General features: G+C 73.4%; 13 protein-coding genes and 3 pseudogenes. 12 read left to right on the top strand and 4 right to left on the bottom strand.

Going from position 1 to position 19,072, the window contains the following annotated elements; translation table 11 throughout:
- The first annotated feature begins 199 nt into the window (after nucleotides 1–199).
- Nucleotides 200–481: an HU family DNA-binding protein gene (locus tag ACEXOX_RS19520; RefSeq protein WP_004571953.1), complete on the top strand. Its 282-nt coding sequence runs from the start codon at nucleotides 200–202 to the stop codon at nucleotides 479–481.
- Nucleotides 482–1,207: 726 nt separating this feature from the next.
- Here the strand turns inward: ACEXOX_RS19520 and murA are convergent.
- Nucleotides 1,208–2,554: a UDP-N-acetylglucosamine 1-carboxyvinyltransferase gene (gene murA, locus ACEXOX_RS19515; protein WP_406522146.1), complete on the bottom strand. Its 1,347-nt coding sequence runs from the start codon at nucleotides 2,552–2,554 to the stop codon at nucleotides 1,208–1,210.
- Between the two features lie 298 nt (nucleotides 2,555–2,852).
- Here murA and ACEXOX_RS19510 point away from each other — a divergent pair, with 298 nt between their 5' ends.
- Nucleotides 2,853–3,443 (top strand): YqgE/AlgH family protein, encoded by a 591-nt coding sequence (locus ACEXOX_RS19510; protein ID WP_206507758.1) that lies wholly within the window; start codon nucleotides 2,853–2,855, stop codon nucleotides 3,441–3,443.
- 256 nt (nucleotides 3,444–3,699) lie between these two features.
- On the opposite strand, the gene ACEXOX_RS19505 is transcribed toward ACEXOX_RS19510, so the two are convergent.
- Both ACEXOX_RS19505 and ACEXOX_RS19500 read right to left on the bottom strand, forming a co-directional pair.
- Nucleotides 3,700–4,626, bottom strand: a complete 927-nt coding sequence (locus ACEXOX_RS19505) for a LysR family transcriptional regulator (protein ID WP_406522145.1) — start codon at nucleotides 4,624–4,626, stop codon at nucleotides 3,700–3,702.
- A 194-nt stretch (nucleotides 4,627–4,820) separates the two neighbouring features.
- On the bottom strand, nucleotides 4,821–5,186 hold the full coding sequence (locus tag ACEXOX_RS19500; RefSeq protein ID WP_406522144.1) for a hypothetical protein: 366 nt from the start codon (nucleotides 5,184–5,186) through the stop codon (nucleotides 4,821–4,823).
- A 211-nt stretch (nucleotides 5,187–5,397) separates the two neighbouring features.
- On the opposite strand from ACEXOX_RS19500, the gene ACEXOX_RS19495 reads away from it, so the two are divergent.
- Genes ACEXOX_RS19495 through ACEXOX_RS19485 form a run of 3 tightly spaced genes read left to right on the top strand, consistent with a single transcriptional unit; the run spans nucleotide 5,398 to nucleotide 6,858 of the window.
- Nucleotides 5,398–6,210, top strand: a complete 813-nt coding sequence (locus tag ACEXOX_RS19495; RefSeq protein ID WP_406522143.1) for an MFS transporter — start codon at nucleotides 5,398–5,400, stop codon at nucleotides 6,208–6,210.
- A complete protein-coding gene (locus ACEXOX_RS19490; RefSeq protein WP_406526692.1) occupies nucleotides 6,132–6,578 on the top strand; it encodes a hypothetical protein in 447 nt (148 codons plus the stop codon). The genes ACEXOX_RS19495 and ACEXOX_RS19490 overlap by 79 nt, the downstream gene beginning before the upstream one ends.
- On the top strand, nucleotides 6,565–6,858 hold the full coding sequence (locus ACEXOX_RS19485; protein WP_030025272.1) for a DUF3039 domain-containing protein: 294 nt from the start codon (nucleotides 6,565–6,567) through the stop codon (nucleotides 6,856–6,858). The genes ACEXOX_RS19490 and ACEXOX_RS19485 overlap by 14 nt, the downstream gene beginning before the upstream one ends.
- Before the next feature lie 160 nt (nucleotides 6,859–7,018).
- Here the strand turns inward: ACEXOX_RS19485 and ACEXOX_RS19480 are convergent, their stop codons facing one another.
- Entirely contained in the window at nucleotides 7,019–7,447 is a 429-nt protein-coding gene (locus ACEXOX_RS19480) for an SSI family serine proteinase inhibitor (protein WP_406522142.1), read from the bottom strand.
- A gap of 297 nt (nucleotides 7,448–7,744) precedes the next feature.
- Between ACEXOX_RS19480 and ACEXOX_RS19475 the strand changes: the two genes are divergently transcribed.
- The 7 genes and pseudogenes from ACEXOX_RS19475 (at nucleotide 7,745) to ACEXOX_RS19445 (ending at nucleotide 19,001) form a co-directional block, all read left to right on the top strand.
- Nucleotides 7,745–9,043, top strand: a complete 1,299-nt coding sequence (locus tag ACEXOX_RS19475; RefSeq protein WP_406522141.1) for an extracellular solute-binding protein — start codon at nucleotides 7,745–7,747, stop codon at nucleotides 9,041–9,043.
- A gap of 62 nt (nucleotides 9,044–9,105) precedes the next feature.
- Nucleotides 9,106–9,987, top strand: a pseudogene (locus tag ACEXOX_RS19470) (carbohydrate ABC transporter permease); the annotation flags it as partial.
- 79 nt (nucleotides 9,988–10,066) lie between these two features.
- Nucleotides 10,067–10,908 (top strand): annotated as a pseudogene (locus ACEXOX_RS19465) (carbohydrate ABC transporter permease).
- Nucleotides 10,909–10,988: 80 nt separating this feature from the next.
- Nucleotides 10,989–12,722, top strand: a complete 1,734-nt coding sequence (locus tag ACEXOX_RS19460; RefSeq protein ID WP_406526396.1) for a beta-N-acetylhexosaminidase — start codon at nucleotides 10,989–10,991, stop codon at nucleotides 12,720–12,722.
- Between the two features lie 457 nt (nucleotides 12,723–13,179).
- Nucleotides 13,180–14,076 (top strand): FAD binding domain-containing protein, encoded by an 897-nt coding sequence (locus ACEXOX_RS19455; protein ID WP_406522140.1) that lies wholly within the window; start codon nucleotides 13,180–13,182, stop codon nucleotides 14,074–14,076.
- A gap of 1,438 nt (nucleotides 14,077–15,514) precedes the next feature.
- Nucleotides 15,515–16,677: pseudogene (locus ACEXOX_RS19450) on the top strand ((2Fe-2S)-binding protein); the annotation flags it as partial.
- A complete protein-coding gene (locus ACEXOX_RS19445; protein WP_406522139.1) occupies nucleotides 16,674–19,001 on the top strand; it encodes a xanthine dehydrogenase family protein molybdopterin-binding subunit in 2,328 nt (775 codons plus the stop codon). The pseudogene ACEXOX_RS19450 and the gene ACEXOX_RS19445, both read left to right, overlap by 4 nt.
- Nucleotides 19,002–19,072 lie beyond the last annotated feature (71 nt).

Genomic DNA, 19,072 nt, shown 5'->3' with positions numbered 1-19,072 from the left:
TCACCACTCTGAGGCAGTGGCGCTTTCCGTGTGACCCTCCTGGGTGCCGGATTGGCTTTACCGCCGCAGGTGGGGGCAGGATGCGTATCCGGGCGCGAGGGTCTGTCAGCAGACCCGGGTCCGGGCACCGTCCAAGGGCCCTGGCAGCATCGGCTTCGATCTCACGCCTCATTGGCAAGAAGAACACGGGAGTACAAACATGAACCGCAGTGAGCTGGTGGCCGCTCTGGCCGACCGTGCCGAGGTGACCCGCAAGGACGCCGACGCCGTTCTGGCCGCGCTCGCCGAGACCGTCGGCGAGGTCGTCGCCAAGGGCGACGAGAAGGTCACCATCCCCGGCTTCCTGACCTTCGAGCGCACCCACCGTGCCGCTCGCACCGCGCGCAACCCGCAGACCGGCGACCCGATCCAGATCCCGGCCGGCTACAGCGTGAAGGTCTCCGCGGGCTCCAAGCTCAAGGAAGCCGCCAAGGGCAAGTAAGCCGCCGGGGGCCCGACCGGCCCCCTGGTGACACAGGCGTGAGGGCGGCCGTCCCCTTCGGGGGACGGCCGCCCTTTTGTCTGCGCGGTGTCCGGCGCCCGGCGCCCGGCGTCCGGGGCCCCGGCGTCCGGCATCCCGGGGTTCCGGCGTCCCGGGGCCCGGCATCCGGAGTACGGCGTTCAGCGGCCACGGAGGCGGCCAGAAGGCCCGCGGATGGGGCCAGTGGGCCTCTTGTGGCTTCTGATGTCTCCTGTTGCTCTACAGGGGCGTAGAAGCGGCTTGGGGGGAGTGGCCGACGGGAGACGGCGCGAGGGTGGGCATGTGGACGGCCCGTCACCGGCAGAATCACGGCATCCCCGACACGGCATCCCCGACACGGCATCCCCGACACGGCATCCCCGACACGGCATCCCCGACACGGCATCCCCGACACGCCGCCCCCTCCGTCATCCCCGCCCCCGTCACCCCCGCCCCCGTCACGTCACCCTCGTCACATCACCCCTCGCGCGCCCGTCGCATCCGCAATGCCCGGAGGCGCCACCCGCGAGCGCCACCCGACTCGAAGACCTGAATTCAACCATTCGCAACAGCAAATGACATTCGGCCTGGCGTCGGCGTCCCGAACGCAGCAGAAGGGCGGCCGTCCCTCGGACGGCCGCCCTTCCCGCCTCCCGGCGGATGTGCGCGGACCTGACGCCCGCCGCGCCTCCTCGGGCGCCCGGGCGCTCAGTCGCTCAGTGCCCCGTTCGGCAGCTCCACGTGCGCTCCCAGGCTCACGAGCTTCTCCATGAAGTTCTCGTAGCCCCGGTTGATCAGGTCGATGCCGTGCACGCGCGAGGTGCCCTGCGCCGCGAGGGCGGCGATCAGATACGAGAAGCCGCCGCGCAGGTCGGGAATGACCAGGTCGGCGCCCTGCAACTTGGTCGGCCCGGAGACGACGGCCGAGTGCAGGAAGTTGCGCTGCCCGAAGCGGCAGGCGCTGCCGCCCAGGCACTCGCGGTACAGCTGGATGTGCGCACCCATCTGGTTGAGCGCCGACGTGAAGCCGAGCCGGGACTCGTACACCGTCTCGTGGACGATGGACAGGCCGGACGCCTGCGTCAGGGCGACGACCAGCGGCTGCTGCCAGTCGGTCTGGAAACCGGGGTGTACGTCGGTCTCCAGGGCGATCGCGTCCAGCGAGCCGCCCGGGTGCCAGAAGCGGATGCCCTCGTCGTCGATCTCGAAGGCGCCGCCGACCTTGCGGTAGGTGTTCAGGAAGGTCATCATCGAGCGCTGCTGCGCGCCGCGCACGTAGATGTTGCCCTCGGTGGCCAGTGCCGCGGACGCCCAGGAGGCCGCCTCCAGGCGGTCCGGGAGCGCGCGGTGGTTGTAGCCGCCCAGCCTGTCGACACCGGTGATCCGGATGGTCCGGTCGGTGTCCATGGAGATGATCGCGCCCATCTTCTGCAGAACGCAGATCAGGTCCTCGATCTCCGGCTCCACGGCCGCGTTCGACAGCTCGGTGACGCCTTCCGCCAGGACGGCGGTCAGCAGCACCTGCTCGGTCGAGCCGACGGACGGGTACGGCAGGCGGATCTTGCAACCGCGCAGCCGCTGCGGGGCCTCCAGGTACTGGCCGTCCGCCCGCTTCTCGATGGTCGCGCCGAACTGGCGCAGCACGTCGAAGTGGAAGTCGACCGGGCGGCCGCCGATGTCGCAGCCGCCCAGGCCCGGGATGAAGGCGTGGCCGAGGCGGTGCAGCAGCGGGCCGCAGAAGAGGATCGGAATGCGCGAGGAGCCGGCGTGCGCGTCGATGTCGGCGACATTGGCGCTCTCCACGTGCGACGGGTCGAGGATGAGCTCGCCCGCCTCGTCACCGGGGCGCACCGTGACGCCGTGCAGCTGCAGCAGGCCGCGTACGACGCGTACGTCGCGGATGTCGGGCACATTGCGCAGTCTGCTCGGGCCGCTGCCGAGCAGCGCGGCGACCATGGCCTTGGGCACGAGGTTCTTCGCGCCGCGAACCCGGATCTCGCCCTCCAGCGGGGTGCCGCCGTGGACAAGCAGTACGTCGTCGGTAGAGACGGTCATGGATCTCGCGTTCCTGGAGACGGACAGGGGGCCAAGGGGAAATGGTAAGGGCGGTGGAGGGGGTGCCCGTAGGCCGGAACGGGTTCGGGGCGTGTAATGGCTTTGTCACAACACCCTCCGCTACGGTCCGCCTTTGCTCTGTAATCGACATTCGGACAGTTGCGTACGACTACACCCCACTATGTCTCCTCTGTCACCGCCCTGTGCGCCGGGGCTGCCGTCGTACGCCCTGCGCTGCTCTCGCCCGGGTACCGCAGTTGACTCCCCGCCGCGGTCCGAAGTGCGGGATCATGTCCCCATGACCGAGGTGTCCTCGCTCACCGGCCGGCTGCTCGTCGCCACACCGGCGCTCGCCGACCCGAATTTCGACCGCGCGGTGGTGCTCCTGCTCGACCACGACGAGGAGGGGTCCCTCGGCGTGGTCCTCAACCGCCCGACGCCCGTGGGCGTCGGCGACATCCTCCAGCCGTGGGCGCCCCTGGCCGGCGAGCCCGGCGTGGTCTTCCAGGGCGGCCCGGTCTCGCTGGACTCGGCCCTTGGCGTGGCCGTGGTGCCGGGCGGCCCCGAGACCCCGGAGAGCGCGCTGGTCGGCGACGGCCCGCTGGGCTGGCGCCGCGTGCACGGCGCCATAGGGCTGGTGGACCTGGAAGCCCCGCCGGAACTGCTCTCCACGGTGCTCGGCAGCCTGCGGATCTTCGCCGGTTACGCGGGCTGGGGCCCCGGCCAGCTGGAGGACGAACTGGTCGAGGGCGCCTGGTACGTCGTCGAATCCGAACCGGGCGACGTGTCGTCCCCGGATCCGGAACAACTTTGGCGAGCAGTCCTGCGCCGCCAGCGCAACGAACTCGCGATGGTGGCGACGTACCCGGACGACCCGTCCCTGAACTGACGCCCCAACCCCCGGATTCCGCCCCACCCCACCCGGGTAAACCCCCGGTGGGGGAATGCAAGCGCGCGCCCGTAGGCCGCCACCCCCGCCGCCCCAAACCCCGAACCCCGGCCCCCGGACCCCGAACCCCGGGCGACCCGGATTCCGCTCGGCTCCACCCGGGTAAGCCCCCGGTGGGGGAATGCAAGCGCGCGCCCGTAGGCCGCCACCCCCCGCCGCCCCGAACCCCACCGGTTCCGCCCCTACCGCCCCGCCTTCAGCTCCGGCCCCTCCCACCTCGACCGCGATCCCCGCCCCCACCGAAGAACCGTTCCGCCAGTGGATGGGCGCCCCGGTTGGGCAGGGCGAGGCGAACGGTCACCGGTGGAGCGTTCTTCAGGCGTACGAAGCGGATGCCCGGATGGGTGTGGCGCGTGGCCACCTCCTGCGGGGCCACGCCCACCCCGTGTCCGGCGGCCACCGCCTCCAGCCACTCGTCGAAGTTGTCCGCCGTGCAGGCCAGGCGCGGGCGCCGGTCGGCGGGCCACAGTTCGGGGCGGGTGCTGCCGGTGACGGTGTTCACGACGAGCGGGTGGTCCGCCAGTTCGGCCCAGTCCAGCACCCGGCGGCGCGCCAGGGACGCGCCCGCGCCGCCTCGGCCGACGGCGGCGACCCGCGGCTCGTGCAGCAGTACCCGGGTGCGGACGTCCGCGTCCGGCGGGGCGTCGCCGCGCAGTACGGCGATGTCCGACTCGCCGGTGTCCAGTCCCGCCAGCGGCGTGTCCCGGCGGACCAGCCGTACCCCGGCCCCGGTGGCCGCCTCGAACTCCGCGTTCAGCTCGGCACAGGCGGCGGGCAGCAGTGACGTGAAACCGAGCCGCAGCACGGGCTGCCCACCGGGCGCACGCAGCGCGGCGGACAGCCGGGGAAGCAGCGACGCCAGTTCGGCGTACAGTCGACGGCCGTCCTCCGTCAGCTCGACGCGCCGGGTGGTGCGGTCCAGCAGCCGCGTGGCAAGAACCTCCTCCAGGGCCCGTACGGACTTGGTCAGCGCGGGCTGCCCGACGCGCAGCCGGTCGGCGGCATACGTGAAACCGCGCTCCTCGGCAACGGCCATGAAGGCACGCAGGTGCCGCAGTTCGACCCCGTCGAGCCCGTCCGTGCCACGCGCCACTCCCGCCACCGGCCCCGCGCCCACCGTCATGTCCACGTCCTGCCGTCGCCCTCCACCGAAGCGCCTCCGCGCTCATCCGCACGTGGCTGTCCGCACACGTCCCCGCCGGGCGCACATCGCTCCGCGCGGCCACTTCCCCGAACGTCCGGAGGGCTGCTGTGCTTCCCGGGCGAGGCGAGGCGGGGCGGGGCGGGGTGGCCGACAGACCGGAGCAGCGCCTTCGCTCAGCTCAACGCCTCCTCGATGGCCTCAAACACGTCCGCGTCGGTCTCCTGCTGCCAGGACGGCAGGTCGGGCCAGTCGGCCACGTAACCGGGCTTGGGGTCTTCGAAGTGCCGGAACATCTGGGCCGTCCAGCACGTCGCGACGAAGCGGCTCTTCTGCTCGCGGGACAGTTTCGAGGAGCGGCCCCCGCTGACCTCGATGAACTGACGGACCTGCGCATAGACAGCCCCGGCGGCCGCACGCTCCCACTGCGGGATGTCGTCCCACGGAGTGACGTAGCCGGGCTTGGGCTCCCCGGGGAAGTGCCGGCGCACTCCCGCGATCCAGCTCTCCCGGAACAGCCGTGCACCTTCACTCTGCGACATGCCGACCCCTTCCGTCACGGCGTGCCCGGCGAGGCGCTCTCCGCCCTCGGCTCCGCCGGCGCGGCTCGACGCCGATCCGCTGCCGTACACAACACACCTATTCCCCCTGGGCATCAATTCCCCCACTCCGGCATTTCCCCCGCCTTAGGGAGCCCGCCTACGTTCCTCCGGTCGGTGCACAAGGGCTTACGGAACAGGGGAGTTGACAGCGATGCGCAAGGTCTGGTTGTTGGCGCTGGGGGCGTTCGCGCTCGGGCTCGACGCTTACGTGATGGCGGGGCTGCTGCCGGTGGTCGCGCACGACCTCGGTACGACGGTGTCGCTGGCGGGGCAGATGGTGACGGTGTTCACGCTGGCGTATGCGGTTGCCGCGCCGTTGGTCGCGGGGCTGCTGTCGGGGGTGCGGCCGCGCGGGGTCATTCTCTTGGCGCTGGCGGTGTTCACGGTGGGGAACGCCGCCACGGCGCTCGCGCCCGCGCTGGGGGCGTTGCTGGGTGCGCGGATCGTGGCGGGCGCCGGGGCGGGCGTCTACGCGGCGCTGTCCACGGCCGCCGCCTCGGCGCTGGTGCCCGCCGAGCGGCGGGGGCGGGCGTTGGCACTGGTCATGGGTGGGATGAGTACGGGCACGGTGGTCGGTGTGCCGGTGGGGGTACTGCTGGCCGAGCACGCGGGGTGGCGGACGACGATGTGGCTGGTCACGGGGTTGGGGGTGGTCGCCCTCGCGGGGCTGGCCGGGCTGCTGCCCGCGGTGCCCGCGGATCCGCCGGTGCCGGTGCGGGCCCGGCTGGCCGCCGTCACGGACCGCGAGGTGGCGCCGATCGTGGGGGTCTCGTTCCTGGCGGCGGTGGCGAGTCTGGGGCTCTACACGTACCTGGCGCCGGTGCTGGCGTCCGCGGGGGAGTGGGCGAGGTCGCGCCGTATCTGTGGGCGTGGGGGATCGGCGGGGTGCTCGGGAGCCTTGCGGCCGGGCCGCTGGTGGACCGTACGGGGAAGATCACGGCCCTGGTCGGCGGGATCCTGGTGACGGTGGCCGCGGCTCAGGCCCTGCTGCCGCTGCTGGCCTCCGCCGCACTGCCCGGCGCAGCCGCCGCGCTGGTGGTCTGGGGCGCGGCGGGCTGGGCCCTTCAGGTGCCGCAGCAGCACCGGCTGCTCGCGCTGCGCGACGACCGCGGCACGGTGGCCCTCGCCTTGAACAACTCGGCCCTCTACCTGGGCAGCGCGGTCGGCTCCGCGCTGGGCGGGCTGGCTCTCGCGGCGGGCGTCCAGGCTTCCGCGCTGCCGTGGGTGGCGGCAGGGGTCGCGGGCCTCGGGGCCGCCCTCCACCTGCGCGCGGGCCGTCGCTCCCGGCACGCCGCGCGCGTCGGTACCCTTGGCGGTTATGAGCACTGTTGAGCCCGAGCGCGGGGCAGGTACGGGGACCCTCGTAGAGCCGACGCCGCAGACGTCGCACGGCGACGGCGATCACGAGCGCTACGCCCACTATGTCCAGAAGGACAAGATCATGGCGAGCGCGCTCGACGGGACCCCCGTCGTCGCTCTCTGCGGCAAGGTGTGGGTGCCGGGCCGGGACCCGAAGAAGTACCCGGTCTGCCCCATGTGCAAGGAGATCTACGAGTCCATGAGCGCCGGCGGCGACAAGGACAAGGGCGGTAAGGACGGCGGCAAGAAGTAGTCCGTCCGGGGGCGGCGCGCCGGCGCGCGGCTCCCCGCCCGCCTCGCGCGTGTCCGGCCCGTTCCCGTACGGGGAGCGGGCCGCACGCGTGGTACGCGCCGCACACGGAGGCCCGGTCCCCGCGGGGGCCGGGCCTCTCGGTGTGGGTGCGCCGGGCGGGTCAGTCGTTCCAGGGGGTGAGGTTGAAGATGTCGCCGCTCTCGGCGTTGGCGATGCACTGGTTGGCATAGGTGTGCTGGTAGGCGGTCGTCCTGCCGTGCCAGGTGCCGTGGGTGACGACCGTGACCGGCTGGTAGATCTTCGTGCAGGCGCGGTGGATCTGCGGGACGCGGGCGTAGTCCCCGTTGGCGAGGGCCAGCTTGAGGCAGGAGGCCTCCGGCGTCGGGTGGCTGCCGCCGGTCGGGAAGCACCGCAGGTAGGCGGCGGCGAGGAGCGGGCCGGAGGGGTCGGTGCCCTCGTGGATGGCGATGTGCTGGCGGCCGCCGGTCTCCGGCCGGGCGTCCGTGGCGGCGGCGGGGGCGGTGGCGAAGGGGAGCAGGCCCAGGGCGGCGACGGCCAGCAGGGCGGTGCGTACGGGTCTTGCGCGCATGGGTTCGGTCGGTCCTTTGTGTCGTGCGGCTGGGAGCTGCTTCCAGGGGGTGCTGCCGGGGGCCGGTCCGCGCGGACGAGGCCCGGGGCCGCTTCTGGGAGCCGAGGAGGGACATCTGATTCATAGATAGACGTACCGGGACGGAATGCCGACGAATGTGGGCCAGTGGCGGCGTGTCGCCCGCGCCGTTGCCTGATCGGCTCTTGTGGGGGAGCGTCGGCGCGCTTAGCCTCCTGAGGATTGTGCATGGCGAAACGCCCGTTGCGCATGTTGCAACGTTCCTTCAGGGGGTACCCGATGCAGCTCTCCGCCCGAACAGCCGCCCGTGCCGCGGCACTTGCCCTGGCCCTCGGCACCGCCGTCGGCTGCGCCCCGTCCACCTCCGGCGGCGGCGCCAAGGAGGACAGCAAGACCGGCACGCTGCGGGTCTGGCTCTTCCAGGAGGTCAACAACAAGCCCAAGGAAGAAGTCGTCCGCAAGGCGGTGGCGGACTACGAGGCTGCCCACAAGGGCACGAAGGTCGACGTCACCTACATCCCGGTCGACACCCGCGCCCAGCGCATCAAGGCCGCCTTCAACGATCCCAAGAGCGCCCCCGACCTCATCGAGTACGGGAACACCGACACCGCCGGCTACGTGAAGGACGGCGGACTGGCCGACGTCAGCCAGGAGTTCGGCGCCTGGAAGGACGCCAAGGACACCGACCCGACGGCCAAGCAGTCGGTGACCGTGGACGGCAAGGTCTACGGCGCGCCGCTGTTCGTCGGCGTCCGGGCGCTGTACTACCGCACCGACGTGTTCAAGGATCTGGGACTCACGGTCCCCACGACCCTGGACGAGGTCGCCACGACCGCCCGTAAGATCCGCGCGGAGCGGCCCGAGCTGTACGGGATCTCCGTCGGCGGCGCGTACACCTACGGCGCGCTGCCCTTCCTCTGGGCGCACGGCGGCGAACTGGCGACCGGCAAGGGCGACGCGTACACCGCCGCCGTGGACAGCCCGAAGGCGCAGGCGGGCATCAAGGCGTACGCGGACCTCTTCGGCGACACCAACTGCCCGGCCGCCAAGTGCGCCGAGATGGGCGGCAACGACTCCGTCGCCGCCTTCGCCGCCGGCAAGGCGGGCATGACGATCGGCGGCGACTTCAGCCACCAGGCCATGGAGGACGGCAAGGTCAAGGGCAAGTACGCCGTCGTGCCGCTGCCCGGCACCACGAAGGGCTCCATCGCCCCGGCCTTCGCGGGCGGCAACAACATCGGCGTACTGAAGAGCACTTCGCACCGCACGCTGGCCGTCGACCTGATGAAGGCGCTGGCCGGCAAGGACACCCAGCAGCGGCTGTTCGACGCGATGGGCTTCCTGCCGACGTACGGCGACGTACGGGCCGAGGCGGCGAAGAAGCAGCCGTTCGTGCAGCCCTTCGTACGGACGCTGGAGGCGGGCGCCAAGTTCGTCCCGGCCTCCCCGGCCTGGGGCGGCATCGACTCCGCGCTGGTACTGCCGACGATGTACCAGGAGATCGTCAGCGGCCGTAAGGACGTCGCCACGGCCTCCGGCGACGCGGCCAAGAAGATGAACGAGGCGTTCAAGAAGTGACGCTCACGGTCAAGGAAGCACGCCCCGGGAGCGGCCGCACGCCGCTCACCGGCGGCCGCCGGCTGCGGCCGCCGTCCCGGCACGGGAGCCGCTGGACACCGTGGCTCTACCTCGCGCCCGCCCTGGTCGTCCTCGGCGGCCTGCTCGTCTACCCGATCTACCAGCTCGGCCTGATCTCGTTCCTCGAATACACCCAGGCCCAGGTCAGCGGCGGCGAACCGACCACCTTCAAGGGGCTGGCGAACTACGCCGAACTGCTCGGCGACGGCCAGTTCTGGCAGGTGCTGCTGGCGACCGTGGTGTTCGCCGCGGCCTGCGTCCTGTGCACGCTGGTGGTCGGCTGCTCGACCGCCGTCCTGCTCACCCGCATCCGGGCGCTGCCCCGGCTGGCCCTGATGCTCGCCGCGCTCGGCGCCTGGGCCACCCCCGCCATCACCGGCTCCACCGTCTGGGTCTTCCTCTTCGACCCGGACTTCGGGCCGGTCAACCGGGTGCTGGGCCTCGGCGACTTCTCCTGGACCTACGGGCGCTACAGCGCCTTCGCGCTGGTCCTGCTGGAAGTCGTGTGGTGCTCGTTCCCGTTCGTGATGGTGACCGTCTACGCGGGCATCCGCGCCATCCCGGGCGAGGTCCTGGAGGCGGCCGCCATGGACGGCGCGTCGCAGTGGCGGATCTGGCGCTCGGTCATGGCACCGATGCTGCGGCCGATCCTCGTCGTCGTCACCATCCAGTCGGTCATCTGGGACTTCAAGGTCTTCACCCAGATCTACGTCATGACCAACGGCGGCGGCATCGCCGGGCAGAACCTCGTACTGAACGTGTACGCCTACCAGAAGGCGTTCGCCTCGTCCCAGTACAGCCTGGGCTCGGCGATCGGCATCGTGATGCTGCTGATCCTGCTGGCCGTCACGCTCGTCTACCTGCGCCTGCTGCGCCGACAGGGGAGGAACTGTGAGTACGGTCCCCACACCGGCCCCCACACCGGTCCGCACGTCAGTCCGCACGTCGGTCCGCACACCCCGGATACGGCGGCCCGGACGGCTGGCCGCCGAGGCGGGCGCGCTGCTGCTCGCCGCCGCCGTGGCCTTCCCCTGTACTGGATGGTGCTGTCCGCCTTCAAACCGGCGGGCGAGATCCAGTCCACCGAACCGGTGCCCTGGACCCTGCACCCTTCCCTGGACGCCTTCCGGCGGGTCTTCCAGCAGCAGGACTTCGGCCGCTACTTCCTGAACAGCCTCTTCGTGGCGGGCGTCGTCGTCATCGTCTCCGCGCTGATCGCCTTCCTCGCGGCGACGGCCGTCACCCGCTTCCGCTTCCGGTTCCGCACGACGCTGATGATCATGTTCCTGGTCGCCCAGATGGTGCCCGTCGAAGCGCTCACCATCCCGCTGTTCTTCCTGATGCGGGACGTCGGCGACGCCGTACCCGGCATCGGCCTGAACACCCTCGGCTCGCTGATCCTGCCGCACCTCGCCTTCTCCCTCCCCTTCGCGATCTGGATGCTGCGCGGCTTCGTCCGGGCCGTGCCCGAGGCCCTGGAGGAGGCCGCCTACCTGGACGGCGCGTCACGCGCCCGCTTCCTGTGGCAGATCCTCTTCCCGCTCGTCTTCCCCGGGCTCGTCGCCACCAGCGTCTTCTCCTTCATCAGCACCTGGAACGACTTCCTCTTCGCCAAGTCCTTCATCATCAGCGCGACGGAGAACTCCACCCTCCCGATGGCGCTGCTGGTCTTCTTCAAACCGGACGAGAACGACTGGGGCGGGATCATGGCGGCCTCGACCGTGATGACCATCCCCGTACTGGTGTTCTTCGTGCTCGTGCAGCGCAGGCTGGTGTCGGGCCTGGGCGGCGCGGTGAAGGACTGACGACACGCCCGCACGCGCCCCCTCCGGTGAACCGCACCGGCCACTCCCACCTCCCAGCCCCCGAACGGAAGGGTCAGCACATGGACGACGCAGCGACGGCGGACAGCGCCCGTACGGAGACCGACCTGATACCCCGGCCACGCGACACCCGGCCGGAGGAGGGCGCGTTCCTCCTGGGGCCGGGGACCGTACTGGACGCAGGCCCCGGTACGGAGGCCACCGCGGCCTGGCTGCGCGGCACCGTCGGCACCGCGACCGGCCTGCCGCTCCCGCCCCGCACGACCGCCGACGGCACCACCGGCGACGGCGGTTCCGGTAACGGCGGCACCGGGGCCGGCACCCCCGCGCCCGGCCCCGGCAGCGGCGTCATCCGCCTCCGCGTCGACGCCGACACCGCCGCCGCACTCGGCCCCGAGGGCTACCGGCTGACGGCTGACGGCAGCGGCGTCACCCTCCTCGGCGGCGGCGCGGCCGGCGCGTTCTGGGGCGCGCAGACCCTGCGGCAGCTGCTCGGCGCCGACGCGCACCGCCGCGCGCCCCTGCGCCCCGGACAGCGCTGGTCCGTACCGTTCGTACGGATCGAGGACGCGCCCCGCTTCGCCTGGCGCGGCATGATGCTCGACGTCGCCCGCCACTTCCTGCCCAAGGACGGCGTGCTGCGCTACATCGACCTGCTCGCCGCCCACAAGCTCAACGTCCTGCACTTCCACCTCACCGACGACCAGGGCTGGCGGATCGAGATCAAGCGCCACCCGCGCCTCACCGAGGCGGGCGCCTGGCGGGAGCGCACCAAGCTCGGCCACCGGGCCTCGCCCCTGTGGGACGACCGGCCGCACGGCGGCTACTACACCCAGGACGACATCCGCGAGATCGTGGCCTACGCCGACGCCCGGCACATCACCGTCGTCCCGGAGATCGACATCCCGGGCCACTCGCAGGCCGCCATCGCCGCGTACCCGGAACTGGGCAACACCGACGTCATCGACACCGCCACCCTCAAGCCCTGGGACACCTGGGGCGTCAACCCGAACGTCCTGGCCCCCACCGACACCACCCTCCGCTTCTACGAAGGGGTGCTGGAAGAAGTCCTCGGCCTCTTCCCCTCCCCGTTCGTGCACATCGGCGGCGACGAGTGCCCCAAGGACCAGTGGCGCGCGTCGCCGGCCGCCCAGGCCCGCATCAAGGAACTGGGCCTGGCCGACGAGGACGAGCTGCAGAGCTGGTTCATCCGGCACTTCGACAGCTGGCTCGCCGACCGCGGACGCCGCCTGATCGGCTGGGACGAGATCCTGGAAGGCGGCCTCGCGCCGGGCGCCGCGGTGTCGTCCTGGCGCGGCTACGCGGGCGGCATCGCCGCCGCCCGGGCCGGCCACGACGTCGTCATGTGCCCCGAGCAGCAGGTCTATCTGGACCACCGGCAGGACGGCGGCGCCGACGAACCCGTACCGATCGGCTACGTACGGACCCTGGAGGACGTCTACCGCTTCGAGCCGGTGCCCCCGCAGCTGACGCCGGACGAGGCCGCCCGCGTCCTCGGTACCCAGGCCAACGTCTGGACCGAGGTGATGGAGAACCAGCAGCGCCTGGACTACCAGGTCTTCCCGCGGCTCGCCGCCTTCGCCGAGGTCGCCTGGTCGCGGCTGCCGGCCCCCGAGGACCGCGACCACACCGGCTTCACCCGCCGGATGGACGCCCACTACCACCGCCTGGACGCCCTCGGCGTCGACTACCGGCCGCCCGGTGGCCCCTTCCCGTGGCAACGGCGCCCCGGGTTGCTCGGACGTCCGATCGAGGGGTCGCCCCCAAACGTGTGAGCCGGGGCTGATGCGGGCGGCCGGAGCCCGCGGTACCTGGGACGGTGGTTCCCGCGGAACGCACTGAAGGCAGCCAAGGTGAGACATGTCCGGTACAGCGCACCAGGCGGGGTCGGGAACGTCCGCCCGCACACCGCACGGCCCCCGGCCCCGGCCACAGCCGGAGGCCGTGCCGGGACGCCGTCCCGCACGTCACGCCTGCTCCACCGCTCCCCGGCCGCCGTCCGCCGCCCGCCCGGCGCCGCCGCCCGCCGGCGCGCGTCCCGAACGTCCCGAACGCCCCGAACACCGGCCATGTCCCGTACGCGGCGCGCCCGCTGCCGTCCGAAGGCGTCCGGAACCCGGGCCCTAGCGCCGCGGGCCTGCAAAGATGTGCCAGAGTTGCCACGTCCGGACCGTGAGCACGTACCGTACGGCGGAGCGGAACAGCCGGGACACCGGGGAAGGGGCAGCTGGGTTGACCACGCACGCACCGCAGGCTTCGCAATCGGTGACGTTGCCGGCCTCGCTCGACGAGGCCGTGGCGGCGCTCGCCGCCATGCCCGCCGCCGTGCCCGTCGCGGGCGGTACGGACCTGATGGCCGCCGTCAACTCCGGGCTGCTGCGGCCCGCGAGACTGGTGGGCCTCGGCCGGATCAGCGAGATCCGCGGCTGGCAGTACCAGGACGGCCACGCCCTGCTCGGCGCGGGCCTGACCCTCGCCCGGATGGGACGCCCCGACTTCGCCGCCCTCATCCCCGGCCTCGCCGCCGCCGCCCGCGCCGCCGGACCCCCGCAGGTACGCAACGCCGGCACCCTCGGCGGCAACATCGTCACCTCCGCGCCCACCGGCGACACCCTGCCGGTGCTCGCCGCCCTCGAAGCGAACCTCGTCGTCGCCGGACCCGGCGGCGCCCGCCGCGAGGTCCCCGTCAGCCACCTGCTGGCCGGCCGCGAGATGCTGCGCCCCGGCGAACTCGTCGGCTACGTACGGGTGCCGCTGCTGCACGCCCCGCAGACCTTCCTGAAGGCCACCGGCCGCACCGGCCCCGGCCGCGCCACCGCCTCGGTGGCGCTCGTCCTGGACCCGGCCCGGCGCGGCGTGCGCTGCGCGGTCGGCGCGGTGGCCGCCATGCCGCTGCGGCCCCTGGAGGCCGAGCAGTGGGTGGCCTCCATCATCGACTGGGACGGCGACCGCACACTGGTGCCCGAGGCGCTGGCCGCCTTCGGCGACTACGTGGCCGCCGCCTGCATCCCGGACCCGCCACCGCCGCAGGACGGCACGGAACCGCAGACCCTGCCGCCCGCCGCACTGCACCTGCGCCGTACGGTGGCGGCCCTGGCCCGCCGAGCACTTGGGAGGGCGCTCTCGTGAGCGACGCCGACCGCCCCGACCGTAACGACCGGCGCAACAGCCCCGAGGACACCCAGCCACTGCGCGTGGTGCGGCCGCAGGACCGCCAGCGCTGGGAACCACTGCCCCAGGGCAACGAGTACGAGTCGGAGGCCACCGCCTTCGTCCAGCTCCCGGACGGCTTCACCAGCGGCCCCTACCCGGGCGGTTACGGCTACCAGGGCTACCCGGACCCGCACGGCACCGGCACCCCGGACGCCCACGGCGGCGTGCCCGGCGCCGTCGACCACGGCGGTTACGCCGCCGACCCGCTCGCCGCGCCCGGCCACGGCTACACCCCGCCGTCCTCCTTCGCGCCGCCCACTCCGGGCGCGACGACCGACCCGTCGGCCACCGGCCAGTGGACGCTGCCCTTCGCGGACGCCCCGGCCACCGACCTGCCCGCCCACGGGCTGACGGACGGCGGCCCGCACACCGGCGTGCCCGGCGGCCACTACGCCGACGGCACGGACGGCGCGTCGCACGCGCTCTGGCCCGCCGCGGGCACCGACGGGTCCAGCGGCACCACGGGCCAGTGGGCGATCCCGACCGCCCCGGACGAGATGCTGGAGGAGTCCGGCGAGTACCTGCTGGGCGACGACCGTACGCACCCGGCCTCCGGGTACGGCACCGCGTACGGCCCCTACGACCACGGGCACGGCCACGGCCACGCCCCGGTGGACCCGGCGGCGACCGGCCAGTGGCACTTCACCACCGACCAGCACACCACCGACCAGCACACCGGCGCCGGCCACCTGCCGTACGGACAGCAGCCGCACCGCCCCGCCGACCAGGTGACCCCCGGCTACGACCCCGGCCACCACGTGCCCGCCTCCGGCGACAGCGCGGGCGGCACGCTGGGCGGCGCGGGCAACTGGTCCCTGCCCGCCGACGCGCTGGCGCAGTGGCCGCCGCGTGCGGAGCCGGTGGACGACCCGCAGGGCGAGACGCCTGGGCACGACGATGCGCCGGCGCACGGTGGGGCGCCCGGCCATGAGGGCGCGCCGGTGCAGGGTGAGGTGGCGCCGCACGGTGACGGGCTGCCGCAGCAGGAGGCGGAGCCGGGGCCGGAGTTGAAGCCGGAGCCGGTGCCGGTGTCGGTCCCGGTGTCGGAGCCCGAGCCCGGGGAGACGTCGGCCAGGCCGCCCAGGAGCCCGTGTCCGGCCCGATCGCCCTCGGCCCGGCTGCCGCCGACGTCGACGGACCGCCCGTGGACGAGAGCGGGACGCCTGCTGCCGGGACTCGTACGGACGCCGAGGCCCCCAGGGACGCACACACTCGTACGGACGTCGGGACTCGTACGGACGCGGAGGCTCGTACGGACGAGGCCACCGCCGGAACCTCGGCGGACGCCACCGCCGAAGCAGGCGTCGAGCCCGGTGCCACCCCGGCAGCCGACACCCGTGCCGCCACGGACGCGCCCCCGGCCGCCGACGCTCAGCCCGCCGCCCCCGAGGCGGCCGGGCCGGAGGAGGCTGCCGAGGCCGCGACCCCGGAAGCCGGGACCGGAACCGACCCGGAGCACGGAACCGCACCCGCACCCGCACCCGCAACCGCATCCGCACCCGGCACGGAGACTGAGGCCCCGCCGACCGAGCCGGTCACGCCCGTCTCGGCCGAGTCCGTCGGCCAAGCCACCCCCGACGCCCCGACGGCCTCTCCCGCCGACCCCGCCGACGTGCTCCCGGAACCGGCCACCGCCCCGGAGCCCGCAGCCACCCCGGACCCCGCCGCCGCCCCCGCGGAGCCCGTCACCGTGGCCGAAGAGCCGCCCGCAGCCCCGGAACCGGCACCCGCCCCAGAAACCACCCCGCTCCCGGCCGACGACACGGCCGTAGCCCCGGCCGCGGCCGCGACCCCGGCCCTGACCCCCGCCGACGACACGACGACGGACCCCCTCCCCCTCCCCGACCCCCACGACGAACACCCGCACACCTCCTACGTCCTCTCCGTCAACGGCACCGACCGCCCCGTCACCGACGCCTGGATCGGCGAATCGCTGCTGTACGTACTGCGCGAGCGCCTCGGCCTCGCCGGGGCCAAGGACGGCTGCTCGCAGGGGGAGTGCGGCGCCTGCTCCGTCCAGGTCGACGGGCGCCTCGTCGCATCCTGCCTGGTGCCCGCCGCGACCACGGCGGGCAGTGAGGTCCGTACCGTCGAGGGTCTCGCGCAGAACGGCGCGCCCTCCGACGTGCAGTGCGCCCTCGCCGACTCCGGCGCCGTGCAGTGCGGCTTCTGCATCCCCGGCATGGCGATGACCGTCCACGACCTGCTGGAGGGCAACCACGCCCCCACCGAGCTGGAGACCCGGCAGGCCCTGTGCGGCAACCTGTGCCGCTGCTCGGGCTACCGCGGCGTGCTCGACGCGGTCAACGAGGTCGTACGGTCCCGCGCCGACGCCGCCGCGGCGGCCGAGGAGGCCGCGGCCGCCCCCGAGGAGCCCGGTACCGGCGCCGGCACCCCCGCATCCCGCACCAGGCGGGCCCCGCCGACCCGCAGGGCCCCGCTTCCCACAGCCACCACCCCCACGGGCCGCACCCCCACGGCCCGGGCGCTGATCCGCAGTCCGGAGGCTCCGTATGACCGGCACATCCGAGGGCGCCGGCGCCGTCACCGCGCCCCCCGCCGCGGGCGACCGTTCCGGCGGGCCCGCCGACCCGCCGCCGCACGGCCTCGGCGTCTCCCTCCCGCCCGAGGACGCGCCCGCCAAGACGGAAGGCGTCTTCCCGTACGCCTCCGACCTGTGGGCCGAGGGCCTGCTGTGGGCCGCGATCCTGCGCTCCCCGTACCCCAGCGCCCGCATCACCTCCATCGACACCGAACAGGCCGTGGAGATGCCGGGCGTACGGGCCGTCGTCACCCACGCGGACGTGCCGGGCGACGCCGGGCACGGCCGGGGCATCCCCGACCGCCCGGTCTTCGCGCACGACGTGGTCCGCCACCACGGCGAGCCGATCGCCGCCGTCGCCGCCGACCACCCCGACACGGCCCGGCTGGCGGCCGCGGCCATCGCTGTCGAATACGACATCCTGGAGCCGGTGACCGACCCCCAACTGGCCTTCGAAGCCGAACCGCTGCACCCGGACGGCAACCTGATCCGGCACATCCCGCTGCACTTCGGCGACCCCGAGGTGGTGGGCGAGACCATCGTCGAGGGCCTGTACCGCATCGGCCGCCAGGACCCGGCGCCGATCGGCGCCGAGGCAGGGCTCGCGGTGCCGCGCCCGGACGGCGGCGTGGAGATCTACACCGCCTCCACCGACCCGCACACCGACCGCGACCTGGCCGCCGCCTGCTTCGGGCTGGAGCCGGAGCGGGTACGCGTCGTCGTCACCGGCGTGCCCGGCGCCACCGCGGACCGCGAGGACCCGGGCATGCAGCTGTCCCTCGGGCTGCTGGCGCTGCGCACCGGCTGCCCGGTCAAACTGGCCGCCACCCGCGAGGAGTCCTTCCTCGGCCACGCCCACCGCCACCCCACCCTCCTCCGTTACCGGCACCACGCGGACGCCGAGGGCAAGCTGGTCAAGGTCGAGGCGCAGATCCTGATGGACGCGGGCGCGTACGCGGACACCTCGGCCGAGGCGCTGGCCGCCGCCGTGTCGTTCGCCTGCGGCCCGTACGTCGTCCCGCACGCCTTCATCGAGGGCTGGGCGGTCCGCACGAACAACCCGCCCTCCGGCCACCTGCGCGGCGAGGGCGCGATGCAGGTCTGCGCCGCGTACGAGGGGCAGATGGACAAGCTGGCCGCCAAGCTCGGCATGGACCCGGCCGAGATCCGGCTGCGCAACGTCATGGCCACCGGCGACCTGCTGCCCACCGGCCAGACCGTCACCTGCCCCGCGCCGGTCGCCGAACTGCTGCGCGCAGTCAAGGACGAGCCGCTGCCCGAACTCCCCAAGGACACCCCGGAGGAGGACTGGCTGCTGCCCGGCGGCCTGGAGGGCGCGGGCGAGCCGTCCGCGGTGCGCCGCGGCGTCGGCTACGCGCTCGGCATGGTCCACATGCTCGGCGCGGAGGGCGCCGACGAGGTGTCCACCGCCACGGTCAAGGTCAGCGGCTCGGTCGCCACCGTGCTGTGCGCGGCCGTGGAGACCGGCTCGGGCTTCTCGACCCTGGCCCGCCAGATCGTCCAGGAGACGCTGGGCATCGACGAGGTGCACGTGGCGGGCGTCGACACCGACCAGCCGTCCGCCGGGCGCGCCTGCCACGGCCGACACACCTGGGTCTCCGGCGGCGCCGTGGAACGCGCCGCCAAGATGGTCCGCACCCAGCTCCTGCAACCCCTGGCCCACAAGTTCGGCATGTCCACCGAACTCCTCCAGATCAACGACGGCAAGATCACCTCGTACGACGGCGTCCTGAGCACCACCGTCGCCGAGGCCCTGGACGGCAAGGAACTCTGGGCCACCGCCCAGTGCCGCCCCCACCCGACCGAGCCCCTGGACGAGACCGGCCAGGGCGACGCCTTCGTCGGCCTCGCCTTCTGCGCGATTCGCTGCGTCGCGGACGTCGACATCGAACTCGGCACCATCCGCGTCGTCGAGATGACCGTCGCCCAGGACGTCGGCCGGGTCCTCAACCCGCGCCAGCTCCGCGCCCGTATCGAGGCCGGCGTCACCCAGGGCCTCGGCGCGGCCCTGATGGAGAACCTCCGCACCACCCGCGGCCAGATCCGCCACCCCGACCTCACCGGCTACCCCCTGCCCACCGCCCTCGACGCCCCCGACATCCGCATCGTCAAACTCGTCGAGGAACGCGACGTCGTAGCCCCCTTCGGCGCCAAACCCGCCAGCGCCGTCCCGGTCGTCACCTCCCCGGCCGCCGTAGCCTCCGCCGTACGCGCCGCCACAGGCCGCCCGATAGGACGCCTCCCGATCCGGCCTCAGGCGGCGGTGGCGCAGCAGTAGTAGGCGTTGCCTGGTGCGCACGTAGGGCGGCTCCGTACACGCGCGGAGCCGCCCCTTACGCTCTGTTCCGT

Origin of the sequence: Streptomyces sp. Ac-502 (assembly GCF_045222935.1) — a bacterium.
GTDB classification, from domain to species: Bacteria; Actinomycetota; Actinomycetes; order Streptomycetales; family Streptomycetaceae; genus Streptomyces; species Streptomyces monomycini.
This window is presented reverse-complemented; position numbering and strand designations above follow the sequence as displayed.